Here is a 15,895-nt window from a genome sequence, read left to right as displayed (position 1 = left end):
TTTCATGTCTTCCTCTCGACCTAGCGTGCTGTTCGTGTGCGTCCACAATGCTGGCCGCTCACAGATGGCCGCGGGGTTCCTCACCGCTCTGAGCCAGGGCAGTGTCGAGGTCCGCTCCGCCGGATCTGCTCCCGCCGACTCAATCAATCCCGCCGCTGTCGCGGCGATGGCCGAAGTCGGTATCGACATCTCCGCGCAGTCACCGAAGATCCTCACCCCCGACACGGTCGAATCCTCCGATGTGGTGATCACCATGGGCTGTGGCGATGCATGTCCAGTATTCCCCGGCGTCAGGTACCGCGACTGGGCCCTCGACGACCCAGCCGGCCAAGGCATTGACGCGGTCCGCCCGATCCGCGATCAGATCCGCGGACTCGTCGAGGACCTCCTCGACGAACTCGTACCCGCCGACCAGCAGGTCGGCCGGTGAGCACGACACCGCAGGTGCTGTTCGTGTGCGTGTCCAATCGCGGCAAATCGGTGATGGCCGAACATCTCACACCGACAGTCACCGCCCGGATCACCCCATCCTCGGCCGGCACCAGCGCGAAGATCGGCGGCCAGGTCAACGACCTGTCCGCCCAGGTGCTCGCCGAAGTCGGCGCCACCGTGGACGGACATCAGCCGCGCCAACTCACCGACGAACTGATGCAAACTGCAGATCTCGTCGTGGTGGTCGGCACCGCCGACGTCACCCCACCCGACGGCGTCGCCCTCGAGGTGTGGAACACCGACGAACCCTCCGAACGGGGCATCGACGGCATCGAACGGATGCGGTTGATCCGCGACGACATCACCGCGCGGATCCGCGCCCTCGCCGACCGCATCGCGCGGTAGGCGGGAGCGCGGGCTGAACGTCGGGCTCAGCAGCAGGCCGTGCGCGCTTCGGCCGGTTCGGCGGCGCTGCCACCGCAGCACACCGAACCCTGCTCGGCGTCGTCGGCGGCGGCGTTCTGTTCCAACAGTTTCGGGCTGGTGCCGAAGGTGTCGGAGTCGGCGAGCACGGTGTAGACCTCCCACTTCTCGTTCGCCGGGCCGGTCACCCAGACCTTGTCCTGGGTTGCGAAACAACAGGTGGAGTTGATCTCCTCCTGCGTGAACAGGCCCTCCCCGGACAGCCTGGCGATCTCGGCGTGCACCTTCTCGCTCGATTCGACCTCGACGCCGAGGTGGTTGATCGTGCCGCCCTGGCCGGGGTTCTCTAGCAGCACCAGTTTCAGCGGCGGCTCGACGACCGCGAAATTGGCGTATCCCGGCTTGCGTTTGGCCGGGGTGGTGTTGAACAGCTTGGAGTAGAACTCGATCGCGGTATCGAGATCATCGACGTTGAGCGCCAACTGCATACGGGACATGACCATCACCTTCACCTGTGAGACATATATCGAACTGCGGTCACTCTGCAGCGTGCCCACCTTTTCGACATATGTCAAGTAGGGGCGTACGATCTGGTCATGCCGAAGCCCTTGCCGATGGTCGACATCAGCGCCCCGATCTGCTGCGCACCGGTATCGGCGGCACCGCTCGATGACGACACCGCGCTGCAGATCGCGTTGCGGCTCAAGGCGCTTGCCGATCCCGTTCGGATCAAGCTCGTCTCAATCCTGCTTACCGACACCGGTGACGGGACCTGCACCTGCGACCTCGCGACCGCGGTCGGCCTCACCGAAGCCACCACCAGTCACCACCTGGGGCAGCTCCGCAAAGCCGGCATGGTCACCCCCGAGCGCCGCGGCATGAACGTCTACTACCGAGCGCAACCGGACTCGTTGGAAGCACTACGCAACGTTCTCAGCGCTACGACGGGTTGCTGTTGAACGGCGACGGCACGAACTGAGCGAGCCTTATCCGGGTGTCCTTTTGGCAGGCCAACTCCGGTGTCTTTCAGCAGGTCAGCGAGCATGGCGAGCAATCCAGCTCGGCTGGTGGCGGGCAGATCGGATCGGTGATCACGGCGTGGCCGGCGCCAGCGAGGGCGGTGATGCGGGCGGCGACGCTGACCGCGTGCCCGAACAGGTCTCCGTCGCGGACGACTGCGCTGCCGTAGTGGATCGATCCCGGCGCGTAGGGCGATGAATCCGTCTTGACCGGCGGCCGCGGCCGCGGGGGCGGTGATCGTGGCGAGGATCACTTGGGGGGCGTCGGCGGTGAGCATCACCGCATCGCCGATGGCCTTGACCAGCCGCGTGCCCGGTCGTAGAGCCTGCCTGCCAGGTCTGAGAGGCCAACCGTATGGCCAGTTCTGCGGCTTCCTGGTCGCCGCAGAACTCGGTGAACACGCTGTATCCGGCGAGGTCGACGAACGCCACCGCGACGTCACGCTGCTCGAGCTCGGCGAGCTCGTCCGAGGGAGGGCCATGGTGATGCCCGTGCAGTGGTGGCGTGGTCATCGGTCACCGGCACGGCGGGCACGGAACCGGGCGAACGCAGGGTTCTCGCGGACCGTGATGTCGGTCAGAGGCAAAGACGTCAGGCGCAGGCGGAGTTCGCCACGGGGGATGAACCGGTGCGGTGCCCCTTCGAGGTTGTGCAGCAGCCGCGCCGGTGCGCTGCCGAGCAGGTCGTAGCCGACCAGCATTCCGCCGGGCGCGAGCACTCGGGCGGCCTCGGCGAGTGCGCGTTCCCAGTCGATGACGTGGTGCAACATGATGAACGAGACGACGGTGTCGAAGCTTCCGTCCTCGAACGGCAGGGCTGTGGCGTCGGCGACCTGGGCGTGAGCGCGGGCCCCGAAACCCTGCAGCCGATCGCTGGCGGCGGCGACCATGACCGGGTCGAAGTCGGTGACGGTCACATCCACGAGTTCGTCGGGGTTGGTGGTGAGGATCTGTTCGGTCATCGCGCCGGCGCCGCCACCGATTTCAAGGACCCGGCCTCGGGGATGGATGCCTTGCAGCGCCCACGGGAGTACCCACCTGCCGGTGGCCGCCTGCCACGGTGCGCTGCGGCAGAACAGAGACTCGATCGTCGACATCGACGGCATACCAACAGCTCCCACCATCTCGCCCGGCCGCGCCTGCTGCCACTTCTTCGTGATGATTCGATTACAGCACACAATGCCGCTATCATCGTCATATGACGATGAATGAGTGCTCGGTGGCGACTGGGGCGGACCTCGATCCCGCGGTGGCGTTGTTCCACAGCCTCTCCGATGGGACCCGTCTGGCAATCGCAACCCGCCTCGCGCACGGTGGCGAGGCCCGGGTGGCGGATCTGATGGCGGAGCTGGGGTTGGCGCAATCGACGGTCTCCGCGCACGTGGCGTGCTTACGGGACTGTGGGCTCGTCGAAGGCCGCCCGCAGGGGCGGCAGGTGTTCTACAGCCTGGCCCGACCGGAGCTGATGGACGTGCTCGCCGCCGCCGAAACCCTCCTGGCAGCGACCGGAAACGCGGTTGTGTTGTGCCCGAACTACGGCACCGACGCCACCACCTCCTGCTGCACAACGGGCGACACGAAGGCGGGGGTGCGGCGATGAGCGACGCATGCGGATGCGGGCACGACGAACCGGCCAGTGAGGACGAGCAGGCTCCGGAGCACTGGTGGCAGGTGCGGGAGCTGCAGGCTGCCGCCGCGGCCGCGGTGTTCCTGCTCGCCGCGTACATCACCAGCTGGTCCGGCGGCCCCGAACCGGTCGCGCTCGCCCTGGAGTGGGTGGCGCTGCTGATCGGGGCGTGGACATTCGTCCCCTCGACCCTGAGCCGGTTGGCGAAGGGCAAAATTGGCGTCGGCACCCTGATGACGATTGCTGCGGTCGGCGCGGTGATCCTCGGCGAGGTCGGCGAAGCCGCGATGCTCGCTGTGCTGTTCTCCATCAGCGAAGGCCTTGAGGAGTACGCCGTCGCCCGCACCCGCCGCGGGCTGCGGGCGCTACTAAATCTGGTCCCGGACTCCGCGACCGTGCTCCGCGACGGCACCCCGGTCACCGTCTCCCCGGCGGAATTGGCCGTCGGGGACCAGATGTTGGTCAAACCCGGCGAGCGGATCGCCACCGACGGCACCATCACCGAAGGCCGCACCGCACTGGATGTTTCGGCGATCACCGGCGAATCCGTGCCTGTCGAAGCCGGACCCGGCACGCAGGTCTACGCCGGGTCGATCAACAGCACCGGCGCCCTGAGCGTGCATGTCACCAGCACGGCGGAGAACAACTCGCTGGCCAAGATCGTGCAGATCGTCGAGGCCGAACAGTCCCGCAAGGGCGACGCGCAACGCCTCGCCGACCGGATCGCCAAGCCCCTGGTACCGGCGATCATGATCTTCGCCGCCGCCATTGCGATCCTCGGCTCCCTGCTCGGTGACCCGGCCACGTGGATCGAACGGGCCCTGGTCGTGCTCGTCGCCGCGTCGCCGTGTGCGCTGGCGATCTCTGTGCCGGTGACCGTGGTCGCGGCGATCGGCGCCGCCAGCAAGATCGGCGTCCTGGTCAAAGGAGGTGCCGCCCTCGAAGCCCTCGGCCGGGTCCGCACCGTCGCCCTCGACAAGACCGGCACTCTGACCGCGAACCGGCCCACCGTCGTCGACATCGCCACCACCCCCACCGACACCGCTGCTCCTAGCACCGGGAGCAGCCTGGGCGACCGCACTCCGGGCCAGGAGCGGGTGCTCGCCGTCGCCGCGGCGCTGGAAGCGCACAGCGAACACCCGCTCGCCCGCGCGATCCTCGCCGCCCACGGCGAGACCACCGCCGCGCGCGATGTGCAGGCTGTTCCCGGGGCCGGCCTGACCGGCCTCGTCGACGGACGGCCCGCGCGGCTGGGCCGTCCCGACTGGATCGAGCCCGGCCCGCTCGATGAGCGGGTCGCGGCCATGCAGGCCGACGGCGCCACCGCCGTCCTGATCGAACACGACGGTCAGGTCATCGGCGCGGTCGCCGTCCGTGACGAGCTTCGCCCCGAAGCCGGCGCGGTAATCGAGCACCTGCACCGCATCGGCGCCACGGTCGCGATGCTCACCGGCGACAACACCGCCACCGCCAACGCGCTGGCGAAGATCGCCGGCATCGACGACGTACACGCCGACCTCCGCCCCGAAGACAAGGCCCGCATCATCGGCGACCTCCGAACGAGCTCGTTCACCGCTATGGTCGGCGACGGCATCAACGACGCTCCCGCCCTGGCCACCGCCGACCTCGGCATCGCCATGGGCGCAATGGGATCGGACGTAGCGATCGAAACCGCCGACGTCGCCCTCATGGGCGAAGACCTCCGCACCCTCCCGCAGGCACTCGATCACGCCCGCCGCGCCCGGAAGATCATGCTGCAGAACGTCGGCCTGTCCCTCGCCCTGATCGCGATCCTCATCCCTCTCGCGCTGTTCGGGATACTCGGCCTCGCCGCCGTCGTCGCCGTCCACGAACTCGCCGAGATCGTCGTCATCGCCAACGGAGTCCGCGCCGGCCGGGTCAAAGCGCTAGCCCGGGCGAGGACCGGAACTGGCCAGCGGACTCCGTCCGTAGTGACGGTCGGGCAGTGATCACCGCGGTTCCGGTGGCGCACCGCCGCGTACGCCTCACACGGCGGTGCGGGCTGCTGGCCGTCGCTGTCGGACTCGCGGCCACCGATCTGGCCGTCAAGGCATGGGCCACAAGCGCGCTCGCGGACGGCGCAGTCATCGGAACGGGGCCGGTGCAGCTGCGGCTGGCATTCAATCCGGGCGCGGCGTTTTCGATCGCCGCCGATGCCCCGGCATGGGTGCTGCCCACAGTCACCGGAATCATCACCTTCATCGTCGCGGTCACCTCCTGGCGGATGGCGCCAGGCACCGGGCACCTCGGGCGGCTGGGGTTAGCAGCGATCCTCGGCGGGGCAAGCGCCAATCTCATCGATCGGTTCCCCGACGGAGTGGTCACTGACTATCTCCACACCGGTTGGTGGCCAACGTTCAACCTCGCTGACACATTCATCGTCGGCGGCGCTGCCATCTTGATCACCCTCACCGCATTCAGGAGTCCCGACGAACGAGCGCAGCATTCACCCGAGCGCTGACCCCCCCCCCCGATCCGGCGCAGGGCCCGGCTGGCCGCGCTGGTCACTGCCCGGCTCACCGTCTGCCCGGAGTCTCGATGGTCCGCTCCCAGAGGAAACGCCAGAGACTCCTCGCTGCCGGATACAGAATCTGATCCGCTTGTAGCGCGCACCCATGAAGACTGAGAACAGACATCAGGTTCATACATTCCGGGCGCTACCCCGAAGGCAACCCCCGGCCTGATGAGACCGATCCTCATTCCCGCCGACATCGCCTCTACGTTGAACGTATGACCAGACCAACCAAGTTCGCGTGGGCGTTCTTCGTAACCATTATCGTCGGTATCGGAGTCGCCGTCCTCGTCGATCAGGACACTTCCACACCCGCCCCGTCCGATACCGCCGCGGTGTCTGATCTGGTGGCCCGGCCCGACAGTCCTCGGCTGACGTCGCCTGCGCAGAGCCGGGCGCAATTCGTCGAGTTCCTGGACTTCGAGTGCGAAGCCTGCGGAGCCATCTACCCGGTCATCGAGGATCTGCGGCGAACCTACGGCGACCGCGTTACGTTCGTCGTCCGCTACTTTCCGATGCCCGGACACTTCAACGCCGAACGTGCTGCTCGCGCGGTCGAAGCCGCCGCCCAGCAGGGGCGGTTCGAGCAGATGTACCAGCGCATGTTCACCACCCAAACCCATTGGGGCGAACAGCAAGTCCCCGCTGACGACCTGTTCCGTAGCTTCGCCGTCGACCTCGATCTCGATATGGCGGCCTTCGACACGGTCTACAACAGCCCGGCCACGCTCGAACGGATCCGCGCCGACGTCGCTGACGGTCTGGCTCTCGGGGTCCAAGGCACCCCCACATTCTTCCTCGACGAGAATCGGCTACAACCGAACACGATCGACGACCTCACCGCGGCGGTGCGTGCAGCGGCGTCTGAATGATCTCAGGGGCTAGGCGGCAGCCTCCGCGATGGGCGGGCCGGCGCCCCTCGGAGTCCATTCTCGGCCATCACGGATGAGTGCCCACACAACATCAATCAACCGTCTGGCCAGCGAGATGAGCGCATGCACGTGAGAGCGGTTCTCGCGTCGTTTGCGCTGGTAGAACTCCCGTGATGGTCCGTCGCGTTGCGAGCTGTTGAGTGCGGCCATGTAGAACACCTTCCGCAGACCCCGGTGGTAGCGCTGCGGTCTACGCAATGTGCCCCGCCGGTTACCTGAATCATGCGGGACGGGAGCAAGACCGGCGTAGGCAGCCAGTTTGGCAGCCGAGCCGAACGACGTGAGGTCGCCACCAGTGAACGCGATGAGTTCGGCACCACTTCGGGTGCCGATACCGGGTACGGATTCAAGAATCCGGGCGTGGCGGTCTCGGCGGAACACCTCGGCGATCTGTTTATCCAGGTAGGTGATCTGGCGAGTGAGCGCCATCAGCGAGGTAGCCGCCTGCTGCACCAGCAATGCCGTGGTCGCCTCACCAGGCAGAGCGACGGTCTGCGCGGCCGCGGCGGCACGCGCCTTGCTGATCATCTTCGGGATGGTCGGCCGGCGGACTCCTTGACCGCGTAGGTGGTCGTAAATCTCCTCGTCGGAGACCCCATCAATCGCCGACGGTGTGGTGAAGCGGGTGACGAACGCCAAACCAGTCAACGTCGAGTAGTCGAAGCACCGTTCGAGACCGGGGAAGATGCGGGTCAGCAGGCCGCGCAGTCGATTGATGCCTCGTGTGCGTTCGGTGACCAAGTCGCGGCGATGCCCGGTCAACAGGTCGAGTTCGATCGCGACGTCATCAGGGACCGCGACCGTCGCGAGATCACCACGCAGGCGCGCGGTCTGGGCGATCACCACCGCGTCGCGGGCGTCGGTTTTGCCTTCGCCGGCGAAAGCGCCGGTCATGCTGTGCACAACGCGACCAGGTACATAGCGAATGTGTTGGCCGCGGCGGGACAACACCCCTCGGAGGAGGGCCGATTCCGGCGCGGTCATGTCGATCGCCCACACCACCGATTCGACACGGCACGCCTGGTCCACAATCGCTTCGATGGCCGCCTGATCGTTCGGTACCCGACGTGACCACAGCACCGTCCCCGCGTCGTCCACAGCGGCGGCGTGGTGTGCGTGACGGCCGACATCGATTCCTACCCAGATTGTTTCGACCACATGAACCTCTCTGCTCGAACCTGTTGACCTCGTCAGGGGTTGTTTCGCCGGCGCACCTTTACACAGCGACAAGTTCGCGAACACTTCTCAATCAGCGGCCGAAACGACCCGTCACGGTCCGGGGTGGCCTTCCACGCCGAGCCACCGAGGGCACACAGGTGATTGTCGAGCCACGCCCCGAACCGCGGACGAGCGTCCGAGGCGACCGCCCCGGACGTACTCCAACGTAAAGGTGACTGTGGGCGTGCCGTCTGCAGACATGGTGTGTGGGTGTGAATCGGTATGTCGGCGGTGCACTGAAGGCACTCAGCACACAGTCTCAGCGAACTCTCAGGTTGGACCTGGCGAATCGTGCCACACGCGGCCGTATTCCTCCGCTTGGGCGTCTGACCAGTGCCGTCCCGCTGACCGCTCAGCCGAGGTCAGCCGCGAATTGGACCGTTCCCCAACGCGTCGAATCTGACGAATCCGGTCACTACCGCCTGTCACAGACTGTTCTCAGGGATACTTGAACGATGTACGAGGGGACCCCCGATCGCGTGACACCGTCGCCGCTCATTACACGCGCGCGCCCAGCGTTCTTCCTACTGGCTCGTCCGACGGGATCCGCCGATACTCTGCCGGCGTCGATCGGCGAGCCGGACGTGTTCTACTCCGAGGCGCAGGCACTCGATGCACTCGACATCCACTTCGCCTGGTGTGCCGCCCGTTTCGACGCCGACGTCGTCGACAACGCGCAGTGGTACCTGCAGAGCGCAATGGTCGGGCCACGCATCGCCACCGCACTCGGCGAGGTCTATCTCGCCACCGACACCGAGACCGGCGAGGTCAACGCCGCCGCGGGCGCGTTCCTCACCGAGAGCGAGGTGGTGCACTGGGCCCCGTTCGTCGACGCAGTGGCACCGCGCATTCCGAACAGCCGCGTTGCTAGTGCCGACCTTGCCGACGGCTCCATTCCCGGCTCGATTTCCAAGACCGGGCCGGGCCGACTCCGACTCGCCTACCGCGGCGACGCCGAGGTCTCCTTCTCGCAGGTCTGGTTCGCCCCGATGGATTCGACACGGGTGTACCCCAAGCGCATCCACATCGGCGACGACGCTCTCTGAGTTCTGCCCCCACATGGCGCCGACCTCGCCGTACCGACCGCCGTTCAGCTGAATGACGTGGTGATACGCCATGGCGATTCATTGCGATAGTCGGTGAGAGGCCCGCGCTTCGTCGAGTCACGATTGCCTGTTCGAGTCGTCGTCGGATCGAGCACCTATCGGGTCCAGTCATCGAGAGGAACGGTCATGCGCATCGATCAGCCCGACGTCAGACGAAACCGAACACGGCTCGCGAGGGCGTGCGTACTCGGTTCTGCCGCAATCGCGTTGGCGCTGACGGCGACCGGCTGCGGCCCCGACGAGAACTCATCCGCGACGCCCAGTCCGTCGGCACCTGTCGTCGTGACGTCGACCGTCACCGAATCCGAAACCGTCCCCGGCACCACGGACCCGACCGAGGTCGACTCTGCCGCACCCGTGAACCCTCGCACGCCCGTGAATACCGTGACGGCATCAGCAACCCCGAAAGCTCCCTCTGGCGCCGGCGCTTTCACCGGGGCGTGGGTGGGTCACACGCGAGATATGAATCTCAACGCCGACGGCACCGGCGACATGTCGGTATCGATCGGTGCCGCCGACGGCGAGAAGTGGGCACTCACCTGGAGCGCTGACTCCAGCGGCGCCACCATGACGCTCGGAGAACAGATCTCGAAGCACGGCGAAGGTCTGGGAGACAACTCGATGCACGCGGGCGCCGTCTATCACGGTGTGCTGGTGAAGGATTCACAAGCAGTCACCTATATGCAGATGGCCGGCTTCACCGCCGCCGGACACTCCCTGCCCTGGTGCAACCAGGACAAGTATGGCTACTCACGGGAGTGCGGAGCCTGATCTCCCCCGCCACGACAGAGACCCTGCGAGAATAGGGAACTACGCGCCGCAGTCGCGGGCGTAATCGTCCTTGCGGCAGAACGCAATCGAGTCCTGTCCGGGATGCAGTGACATCAGCAGAACCGTGTGTCCTTCCCGCTTACCCAACGCACCCTCGAACTGCTTCCCGGCGGCCAGCAGTCCATAGCTGCCCTCACCGATCTTCTTGGTCTGTGCCTTGACCTCGGTCAGGATGCCGCAGTCGGGGAACACGGTGGTCTTCTGCGCTTTCCAGCCCAGCGTCCACGTCTCACTGTTCGACGCACCGCTGCCGAGTGTGATGGTTCCGGAACGTTGTCGCGCAGATCGATCGACCGCCCGTGCCCAACCCACTGCCCCGTGTACGGCGCACGATCCGAGCACGCTGACGTCGGCGCCGACGAAGCGGGCGGCGCCGCGTATCGCGGGTCCTTGGTGCCTCCCGCGTGAGCGGCAGCAGGCATCGACAGGACCACCGCGGCAGCACAGAGTGCAGCGGCGCCGGCGGAACGGGAGAACTTCATGGACGACCTCCGAGATTCGGACAAACGGAACAGTACTGCGCCACTGGACGGTACCCAGCCCGGCGCTCTGCCGATGTCACTCGATCAGGGGAAAGTCGACGTTTGCGTACGAACGGACCACACGGCTTGTCGCCAGTGGGCAGCACGGCGGAAGGCGTCACGGGTCATCTGCCGGACCGGCACGCGCCCGTGCTGACGCCGCTCGGATTCCCAACGCCCCCAACGACACCGAGACACGCACACCGACCACGACATCCTCACCGACGACCGTGCACTCGAAGACCTCCGCCCGCGGCCGCTGCTCGACGGTGAGCGATCTTGCCGTGGCACACGGATCATTCTGCGCCGCAACATGATCTGCCGCAGCCGCCAACGCCGCGAGGTCGGCCGCCGACTGCGCCCGATGACGAGCCAGCGTCGCCGCACCCACGTAAATGACCAACACGATCAGTGCCGCGATACCCGCGATCGCACCCGCCGCAGCCACGGTGGCGTAGCCGCCCTCGTCGCGGAGAAGTCGAGTGAGGCGTGAATCCCGCTGCGCCCGCGCCGCACCCGCCAAGCGGCGGTTCACCGCACCACCCCCGGCGCGACGTCGACCTGGTCAGAACCGTCGGGCTCAGGGACCGCGACAGCCCGCGCAGACAATGTCAGACCGGGCACCATAGGCGCACCACGACGGACTTCGACGACGATCCGATCCTCCTGCGCCGCAATGGAGATCTGCGCCCCCGGCACGATCTGCTCGCCGGCGGCGCGGGCCTGATCATCACCCGCAGCCGTCAGCCGAGCCACCTCACGGGCGGCATCGGTACAGCGGATCTGGGTGGTCACCGCCGTGACCACACCCACCGCGAGAATCACCACGATCACGACAGCCGAGATCGCGTAGGCTCCCTCGATCGTGACCATCCCCGACTCGTCGTCGACAATCCGCCGCGGCCGCATCTCAACCCACCGACGTGTTGAGCGCCTTGGTGATGATCCCGGTCAGCGCGCTGACGATATTGTCGCCACTGACCACTGTGTACAAGATCGCCCCGAACGCGGCTGCCGCAATCGTCCCGATCGCATACTCTGCCGTACTCATGCCTTCGTCGTCGGTGATCAATCTGGTCAGGTTCACGTTGGTACGACCCGCGATTCGCTCGATTCCGCTTCGGGTCGCGTCAAGGATCTTCATGATGTGCCTTTCGGTTGAGGTGAAACTAGTTGGTACTGCACTGCTTTGACGTTGAGAACCCGCGCAGAGATCCATCGAGTTTTCTACAGACCAGAGAGTGTCGAGCCTGCGAGGCCGATCACAACCGGAACGATGCCGAGACACACGAACGCCGGGAGAAAGCACAAGCCGAGCGGCCCGCTGACCAGCACACCGGCCCGCTCCGCACGAGCAAGCGCTTCGTCGTGGGCGCGACGCCGGGTCTCGGCAGCGAGCTCACCTACCTGAGCCGACAGCGCAGACCCAGCACGAGCCGACCGCCGAGCGAGCATCGACAACTGTTCGAAATAGTCTGTGTCGGAGGACTTTCGGCGCGCGGACAGATCTCCCAGCGGCGTCGACCACGCGCGCTCGGGCTCGGCGCCGAGCTCAAGTAGCTCCGCAGTAGCGGTCAGCGGCTCCGCCAACGTCGCCGGTGCTGTCTGCGCGACCGCGAGTGCGGAGGCGGGGACCGTGAGACCCGCACGCAGACACACCGCGAACAGGTCGAGGCCTGCGGCAACGGCGAACGGATCGTCGACCTCACGGTTCCTGCCGAGCCACCGCGCTTCGCCCGATGGACGGTCCGGTGGCTCGACAACCCGATACAGCAGCCACCGTCGCGGCGGCAGGGTCAGCAACGCCACTGCGAGCAGCAACATCGCCACCGTCATCCGCGCACCACCTTGTCTGTGATGCGTTCGGTCCACACCATGCCCGCCGCGACGAGCGCCGTGCCGATCACCAACAGCATGCCGCCGAGACCTCCGCCGAGTAGAACCTGGATCGGGCGTGCGCCCGTCGCCTGGCCCAGCGCGATCCCGAGAAGCGGAAGTCCGGCCAGCACAACGGCGGTCGCGCGCGGACCCGCGAGACCTGCACGCGTGCGCTCGGTGAATGCGCGTCGCGCGGCGAGGTCGGCGCGTAGCGACTCGAGCAACTCCCCCATCGGAACGCCCGAATGCTCTGCGGTCCGCCACGCGACGGCGATCCGCCGCCACGAGCCCTCTGAAACCGAACTCCCGGAATCCGAACCAGACACGTGCCCTCGACCATCAGACACCTCGTCGACGACGACGCTGCCACCGAGTTCTGCGCGCGCAGCCAGGACGGTCAGCCCCTCGGCCACCTCCGATGGCACCTCTCTTCCCCGCGAGATCTCCTGCGCTGCAACAGCACATGCGTGAGCCGGCGGTGCTCCCACCGACAGCTCAGCGATCATCAGCGCCAGAGCGGTCAGCATCTCGTCGCGCTGAGTCTCGTGATCAGCCGCTCGACCCCTGCGCCGACGAAGCCAGACGACCAGTCCCACCGCAATCGACGCCGCCACAGCACCGGCGATCCCTCCGACGAGCAATGCCACCAACGGGGCACAGATCAGCCCAAAGGCACTCGGCTGCAACCGGGCCCACCGCGTCGCCGCCGTCCCCGTCAGCGTGGACATACGGTGCTCGACCCGACTCGTCGGCCACCACATCACCGCGACCGCAAGCGTCGCCAGCACGATACTCATGCGCGTTCCTCGACCATCGCGTCGAACACGGCACGATGGTCGGTGAATCCACTGTTGCGCAGCCAGATCGGCAGTATCGTTACCCACCCGTCGGCGTTCCGTGATACCAGTCCGATTTCGACAATCCCCCGCGCGCCACCGGCCGTGCGACTCACCCCGACAACTATTCGAACAGCTGCGGCAAGCTGTGAGTGCAAGGCTTCCCGGTTCATTCCCCCAAGTGCCGCAAGCGCTTCCATGCGGGCGGGAACCTCCGACGTCGAGTTCGCGTGCAACGTCCCGCCGCTACCCTCGTGACCAGTGTTGAGCGCGGTGAGGAGGTCGATCACCTCGGCGCCGCGAACCTCTCCGACGATGATGCGGTCGGGACGCATTCGCAGCGCCTGACGGACGAGAACACGCACCGGAACCTCGCCCATCCCTTCGACATTCGACGTTCGCGCGACGAGACGCACCACATGCGGATGCGCAGGGGCGAGTTCCAAGGCGTCCTCGACGCACAGCACTCGATCGGTCGGGGCCATCGCACCGATCAGCGCGTTCAGCAGCGTCGTCTTACCCGAGCCGGTCCCGCCGACAATGAGAAAGGCGAGACGTGCGGCGACCATCGCTTCGAGCACCTCGACCAACTCGGGCGGGACCGCCCCCGACGCGATCAGTCCCGCCATATCCATTCCTGCGGTGCGCAATACCCGTAGCGAGATGCACGTGCCGTCCGCGGCCAGCGGAGGGATGACCGCGTGGAGTCGTACGGTGAGTCCGCGTCTGCCGAGTGAGGTGAGCTGGGCGTCGACCCACGGTTGCGCGTCGTCGAGACGTCTACCAGCGCCGAGCGCCAGCCGACTCGCGAGTCGTCGAACTGCCGCGTCGTCGTCGAAGGTGATACCTGTCGGTTCGAGACCACCGCCGCGATCGACCCAGACCCGCTGCGGTCCGACGACGAGCACGTCGGCGACGCCGGGCTCGGCGAGAAGCACTTCGAGTCGGCCCGCACCCGTCAGTTCGGTCTGCAGATGTCGCAGTGCCGCAAGCAGATCGGTGTCGCCGAGGACACCACCCGACTCGGCGCGAATAGCCTCCGCGATGACCGCGGCCGTCGGTTCGGCCGACTCCTTGGCGAGGCGTTCGCGCACCCGGTCGATCAGAGCGTCGTCGGAGGTCGCATTGGTCGACTGCAGCCGTGAAACTCTCTGTGGCGCCGCACTACTCATGATGCCGCCACTCGGGCGTCGGTGAATCGCGAGTACACGGCTGACGCTGCTCGGCCCAGCGGACTGCGCGGCGCGACCCGCAGGCGTCCGGCCTCGAGGCGCATGGCCAGGCGCGGGTCGGGTCGGCACGCGGCGATCAACGGCACACCGACGGCGTCGGCAACCTGAGCCGCTCGCAACCCGCCAGGAGACGGCCCGCGGATCACGAGCTCGACGCGTGGGCACGACGTCAACAATCGAGCGATCAGCAGACGTGCGGCGGCAGTTCCCGCGACAGTCGGTGTCGTCACGACCACCACCAACTCGGCCGACTCGGCAACCGCGCGGACCACGGGGGTATCGGCACGCGGGAGGTCTGCGATCACGAGGTCGCCATGAGCGCGACCGGCGTCTACCGCTGCGAGCACGGGCCCACGGGTGAGCGGTCGGATGTCGTCACGCCTACCGGTCACCAGCGCGAGCCTGTCGTTGTAGCGCGGCAACGCATTTCGGAGCGAGGCACCGCTGACCGCACCCTCGTCGAAGGACAGGTCTTGCCACCGGAGCCCTTCGCGCGCCTCCACTCCGAGCGTGAGATCCAACCCTGCCCCGAGTTCGTCGATGTCGAGGAGCAACACCCGCTCTCCGCTCTCGACGGCGGCGAGCGCGCTCGCGACGGCGAGTGTCGACGCTCCGGCCCCGCCGTGCGCCGGAATGAACGCCAACGCTCCTGCCTGGCGTGACGCCGGCAGCCGCAACTCGGTGAGAATCCGCACCAGGTGAGACTCGTCTTCTGGAAGAACCGCGGAGTCGACGGCGCCGAGATCGAGCGCACCGCGCCACGTCGCGGAAGCGGGTTCGGCATCGGAGATCAGCACGACGCCGCCACGTCGTGGCAGCGAGCTCGGCGCGAGTGTCGCGACTGCGGGCGGATCGAGCACGACCGCCCGCGTTCTCAGCCAGTCCCGTCTGCACTCACGTGCGTCGCCTGGGATCAACCGATATCCCGCTGCTGCGGCGCACCGGGCAACGTCGTCGTGCAGGTGTTCGGCCACGAGGGCGAGGAGGTCGTCGGACATGAACTGAGCATGCGTCGCATCGGTCGCCGGTACGCCCGCCACCGCAAGGAGTGGGCACATCTGTGGACTGAGGCGTGCTTGTGGATGAGACGCACGCGCGACTCGATGGGCGGTTCGATGTAAGCAGATTCACTATACTGAATCTGCTCAACAATGGTGTACGCTCATCACATTGATTGACCGCAGATTGACGCGTCCAGATCCGCCCAGCCCGGCGATTGAACGCGGCCACCCGCCGCGCCGAAAAATGAAAGACCCCAGACAGAGGACCTGTCTCTTATACACATCTGACGCTGCCGACGATCGCAT

At 66.7% G+C, this 15,895-nt stretch carries 21 protein-coding genes; 10 read left to right on the top strand and 11 right to left on the bottom strand.

Annotated elements, in window-relative coordinates:
* The first annotated feature begins 4 nt into the window (after positions 1 to 4).
* Together A5788_RS10710 and A5788_RS10705 are read left to right on the top strand one after the other, a co-directional pair.
* A complete protein-coding gene (locus tag A5788_RS10710; RefSeq protein ID WP_006360546.1) occupies positions 5 to 430 on the top strand; it encodes an arsenate reductase ArsC in 426 nt (141 codons plus the stop codon).
* Entirely contained in the window at positions 427 to 837 is a 411-nt protein-coding gene (locus A5788_RS10705; RefSeq protein ID WP_005193685.1) for an arsenate-mycothiol transferase ArsC, read from the top strand. The genes A5788_RS10710 and A5788_RS10705 overlap by 4 nt, the downstream gene beginning before the upstream one ends.
* A 26-nt stretch (positions 838 to 863) precedes the next feature.
* Here A5788_RS10705 and A5788_RS10700 read toward each other — a convergent pair whose 3' ends face one another.
* Positions 864 to 1,352, bottom strand: coding sequence for an ArsI/CadI family heavy metal resistance metalloenzyme (locus A5788_RS10700; protein WP_174351863.1), 489 nt, complete (start codon positions 1,350 to 1,352; stop codon positions 864 to 866).
* Between the two features lie 99 nt (positions 1,353 to 1,451).
* Between A5788_RS10700 and A5788_RS10695 the strand changes: the two genes are divergently transcribed.
* Positions 1,452 to 1,814, top strand: a complete 363-nt coding sequence (locus tag A5788_RS10695) for an Rv2640c family ArsR-like transcriptional regulator (RefSeq protein WP_005193682.1) — start codon at positions 1,452 to 1,454, stop codon at positions 1,812 to 1,814.
* Between the two features lie 35 nt (positions 1,815 to 1,849).
* Positions 1,850 to 2,044 carry a hypothetical protein gene (locus A5788_RS23840; protein WP_156525499.1) on the top strand — a complete coding sequence of 65 codons (195 nt, stop codon included), beginning with the start codon at positions 1,850 to 1,852 and terminating at the stop codon, positions 2,042 to 2,044.
* A 339-nt stretch (positions 2,045 to 2,383) separates the two neighbouring features.
* Here the strand turns inward: A5788_RS23840 and A5788_RS10690 are convergent, their stop codons facing one another.
* Positions 2,384 to 2,980, bottom strand: a complete 597-nt coding sequence (locus tag A5788_RS10690; RefSeq protein WP_064870679.1) for a class I SAM-dependent methyltransferase — start codon at positions 2,978 to 2,980, stop codon at positions 2,384 to 2,386.
* Positions 2,981 to 3,072: 92 nt separating this feature from the next.
* On the opposite strand from A5788_RS10690, the gene A5788_RS10685 reads away from it, so the two are divergent.
* The 4 genes from A5788_RS10685 to A5788_RS10670 all read left to right on the top strand — a co-directional run bounded on the left by A5788_RS10685 (position 3,073) and on the right by A5788_RS10670 (position 6,906).
* On the top strand, positions 3,073 to 3,474 hold the full coding sequence (locus A5788_RS10685) for an ArsR/SmtB family transcription factor (protein WP_010844639.1): 402 nt from the start codon (positions 3,073 to 3,075) through the stop codon (positions 3,472 to 3,474).
* Positions 3,471 to 5,471: a heavy metal translocating P-type ATPase gene (locus tag A5788_RS10680; protein ID WP_064868407.1), complete on the top strand. Its 2,001-nt coding sequence runs from the start codon at positions 3,471 to 3,473 to the stop codon at positions 5,469 to 5,471. The genes A5788_RS10685 and A5788_RS10680 overlap by 4 nt, the downstream gene beginning before the upstream one ends.
* Positions 5,468 to 5,983: a signal peptidase II gene (locus A5788_RS10675; RefSeq protein WP_005193672.1), complete on the top strand. Its 516-nt coding sequence runs from the start codon at positions 5,468 to 5,470 to the stop codon at positions 5,981 to 5,983. The genes A5788_RS10680 and A5788_RS10675 overlap by 4 nt, the downstream gene beginning before the upstream one ends.
* A 269-nt stretch (positions 5,984 to 6,252) precedes the next feature.
* Positions 6,253 to 6,906, top strand: coding sequence for a DsbA family protein (locus A5788_RS10670; protein ID WP_064870678.1), 654 nt, complete (start codon positions 6,253 to 6,255; stop codon positions 6,904 to 6,906).
* Between the two features lie 9 nt (positions 6,907 to 6,915).
* On the opposite strand, the gene A5788_RS10665 is transcribed toward A5788_RS10670, so the two are convergent.
* On the bottom strand, positions 6,916 to 8,124 hold the full coding sequence (locus tag A5788_RS10665) for an IS110 family transposase (protein ID WP_005193666.1): 1,209 nt from the start codon (positions 8,122 to 8,124) through the stop codon (positions 6,916 to 6,918).
* Positions 8,125 to 8,639: 515 nt separating this feature from the next.
* On the opposite strand from A5788_RS10665, the gene A5788_RS10660 reads away from it, so the two are divergent.
* Together A5788_RS10660 and A5788_RS10655 are read left to right on the top strand one after the other, a co-directional pair.
* Positions 8,640 to 9,230, top strand: coding sequence for a hypothetical protein (locus tag A5788_RS10660; RefSeq protein WP_064868179.1), 591 nt, complete (start codon positions 8,640 to 8,642; stop codon positions 9,228 to 9,230).
* Positions 9,231 to 9,416: 186 nt separating this feature from the next.
* A complete protein-coding gene (locus A5788_RS10655) occupies positions 9,417 to 10,061 on the top strand; it encodes a hypothetical protein (RefSeq protein ID WP_064868178.1) in 645 nt (214 codons plus the stop codon).
* A gap of 39 nt (positions 10,062 to 10,100) precedes the next feature.
* On the opposite strand, the gene A5788_RS10650 is transcribed toward A5788_RS10655, so the two are convergent.
* The 8 genes from A5788_RS10650 to ssd form a co-directional block, all read right to left on the bottom strand.
* The gene (locus A5788_RS10650) at positions 10,101 to 10,433 is read right to left on the bottom strand and encodes a hypothetical protein (protein WP_231894353.1); all 333 of its coding nucleotides are present in this window, start codon (positions 10,431 to 10,433) and stop codon (positions 10,101 to 10,103) included.
* A gap of 327 nt (positions 10,434 to 10,760) precedes the next feature.
* A complete protein-coding gene (locus A5788_RS10645; protein WP_156525498.1) occupies positions 10,761 to 11,177 on the bottom strand; it encodes an Rv3654c family TadE-like protein in 417 nt (138 codons plus the stop codon).
* On the bottom strand, positions 11,174 to 11,551 hold the full coding sequence (locus A5788_RS10640; protein ID WP_064868177.1) for a TadE family type IV pilus minor pilin: 378 nt from the start codon (positions 11,549 to 11,551) through the stop codon (positions 11,174 to 11,176). Before A5788_RS10640 ends, A5788_RS10645 begins: the two co-directional genes overlap by 4 nt.
* Position 11,552: 1 nt before the next feature.
* Positions 11,553 to 11,786: a DUF4244 domain-containing protein gene (locus A5788_RS10635; protein ID WP_064870677.1), complete on the bottom strand. Its 234-nt coding sequence runs from the start codon at positions 11,784 to 11,786 to the stop codon at positions 11,553 to 11,555.
* 83 nt (positions 11,787 to 11,869) lie between these two features.
* Positions 11,870 to 12,478, bottom strand: a complete 609-nt coding sequence (locus A5788_RS10630) for a type II secretion system F family protein (protein WP_064868083.1) — start codon at positions 12,476 to 12,478, stop codon at positions 11,870 to 11,872.
* Entirely contained in the window at positions 12,475 to 13,317 is an 843-nt protein-coding gene (locus A5788_RS10625; protein WP_064868080.1) for a type II secretion system F family protein, read from the bottom strand. The genes A5788_RS10630 and A5788_RS10625 overlap by 4 nt, the downstream gene beginning before the upstream one ends.
* Positions 13,314 to 14,528 (bottom strand): TadA family conjugal transfer-associated ATPase, encoded by a 1,215-nt coding sequence (locus A5788_RS10620; RefSeq protein WP_064870676.1) that lies wholly within the window; start codon positions 14,526 to 14,528, stop codon positions 13,314 to 13,316. Before A5788_RS10620 ends, A5788_RS10625 begins: the two co-directional genes overlap by 4 nt.
* The gene (gene ssd / locus A5788_RS10615) at positions 14,525 to 15,586 is read right to left on the bottom strand and encodes a septum site-determining protein Ssd (RefSeq protein ID WP_064868181.1); all 1,062 of its coding nucleotides are present in this window, start codon (positions 15,584 to 15,586) and stop codon (positions 14,525 to 14,527) included. Before ssd ends, A5788_RS10620 begins: the two co-directional genes overlap by 4 nt.
* Between the last annotated feature and the right edge of the window lie 309 nt (positions 15,587 to 15,895).

The sequence above is a fragment of the Gordonia sp. 852002-50816_SCH5313054-c genome (genome assembly GCF_001665925.1).
GTDB classification, from domain to species: Bacteria; Actinomycetota; Actinomycetes; order Mycobacteriales; family Mycobacteriaceae; genus Gordonia; species Gordonia jacobaea.
This window is presented reverse-complemented; position numbering and strand designations above follow the sequence as displayed.

What these genes read in the sequence shown, in the direction of transcription:
- A5788_RS10620 (WP_064870676.1), bottom strand. Translation starts at nt 14,528, where the DNA reads ATGAGTAGTGCGGCGCCACAGAGAGTTTCACGGCTGCAGTCGACCAAT.
- A5788_RS10695 (WP_005193682.1), top strand. Translation starts at nt 1,452, where the DNA reads ATGCCGAAGCCCTTGCCGATGGTCGACATCAGCGCCCCGATCTGCTGC.
- ssd (WP_064868181.1), bottom strand. Translation starts at nt 15,586, where the DNA reads ATGTCCGACGACCTCCTCGCCCTCGTGGCCGAACACCTGCACGACGAC.
- A5788_RS10640 (WP_064868177.1), bottom strand. Translation starts at nt 11,551, where the DNA reads ATGCGGCCGCGGCGGATTGTCGACGACGAGTCGGGGATGGTCACGATC.
- A5788_RS10660 (WP_064868179.1), top strand. Translation starts at nt 8,640, where the DNA reads ATGTACGAGGGGACCCCCGATCGCGTGACACCGTCGCCGCTCATTACA.
- A5788_RS10625 (WP_064868080.1), bottom strand. Translation starts at nt 13,317, where the DNA reads ATGAGTATCGTGCTGGCGACGCTTGCGGTCGCGGTGATGTGGTGGCCG.
- A5788_RS10710 (WP_006360546.1), top strand. Translation starts at nt 5, where the DNA reads ATGTCTTCCTCTCGACCTAGCGTGCTGTTCGTGTGCGTCCACAATGCT.
- A5788_RS10685 (WP_010844639.1), top strand. Translation starts at nt 3,073, where the DNA reads ATGACGATGAATGAGTGCTCGGTGGCGACTGGGGCGGACCTCGATCCC.
- A5788_RS10700 (WP_174351863.1), bottom strand. Translation starts at nt 1,352, where the DNA reads ATGTCCCGTATGCAGTTGGCGCTCAACGTCGATGATCTCGATACCGCG.
- A5788_RS10635 (WP_064870677.1), bottom strand. Translation starts at nt 11,786, where the DNA reads ATGAAGATCCTTGACGCGACCCGAAGCGGAATCGAGCGAATCGCGGGT.
- A5788_RS10630 (WP_064868083.1), bottom strand. Translation starts at nt 12,478, where the DNA reads ATGACGGTGGCGATGTTGCTGCTCGCAGTGGCGTTGCTGACCCTGCCG.
- A5788_RS10680 (WP_064868407.1), top strand. Translation starts at nt 3,471, where the DNA reads ATGAGCGACGCATGCGGATGCGGGCACGACGAACCGGCCAGTGAGGAC.
- A5788_RS10670 (WP_064870678.1), top strand. Translation starts at nt 6,253, where the DNA reads ATGACCAGACCAACCAAGTTCGCGTGGGCGTTCTTCGTAACCATTATC.
- A5788_RS10690 (WP_064870679.1), bottom strand. Translation starts at nt 2,980, where the DNA reads ATGCCGTCGATGTCGACGATCGAGTCTCTGTTCTGCCGCAGCGCACCG.
- A5788_RS10655 (WP_064868178.1), top strand. Translation starts at nt 9,417, where the DNA reads ATGCGCATCGATCAGCCCGACGTCAGACGAAACCGAACACGGCTCGCG.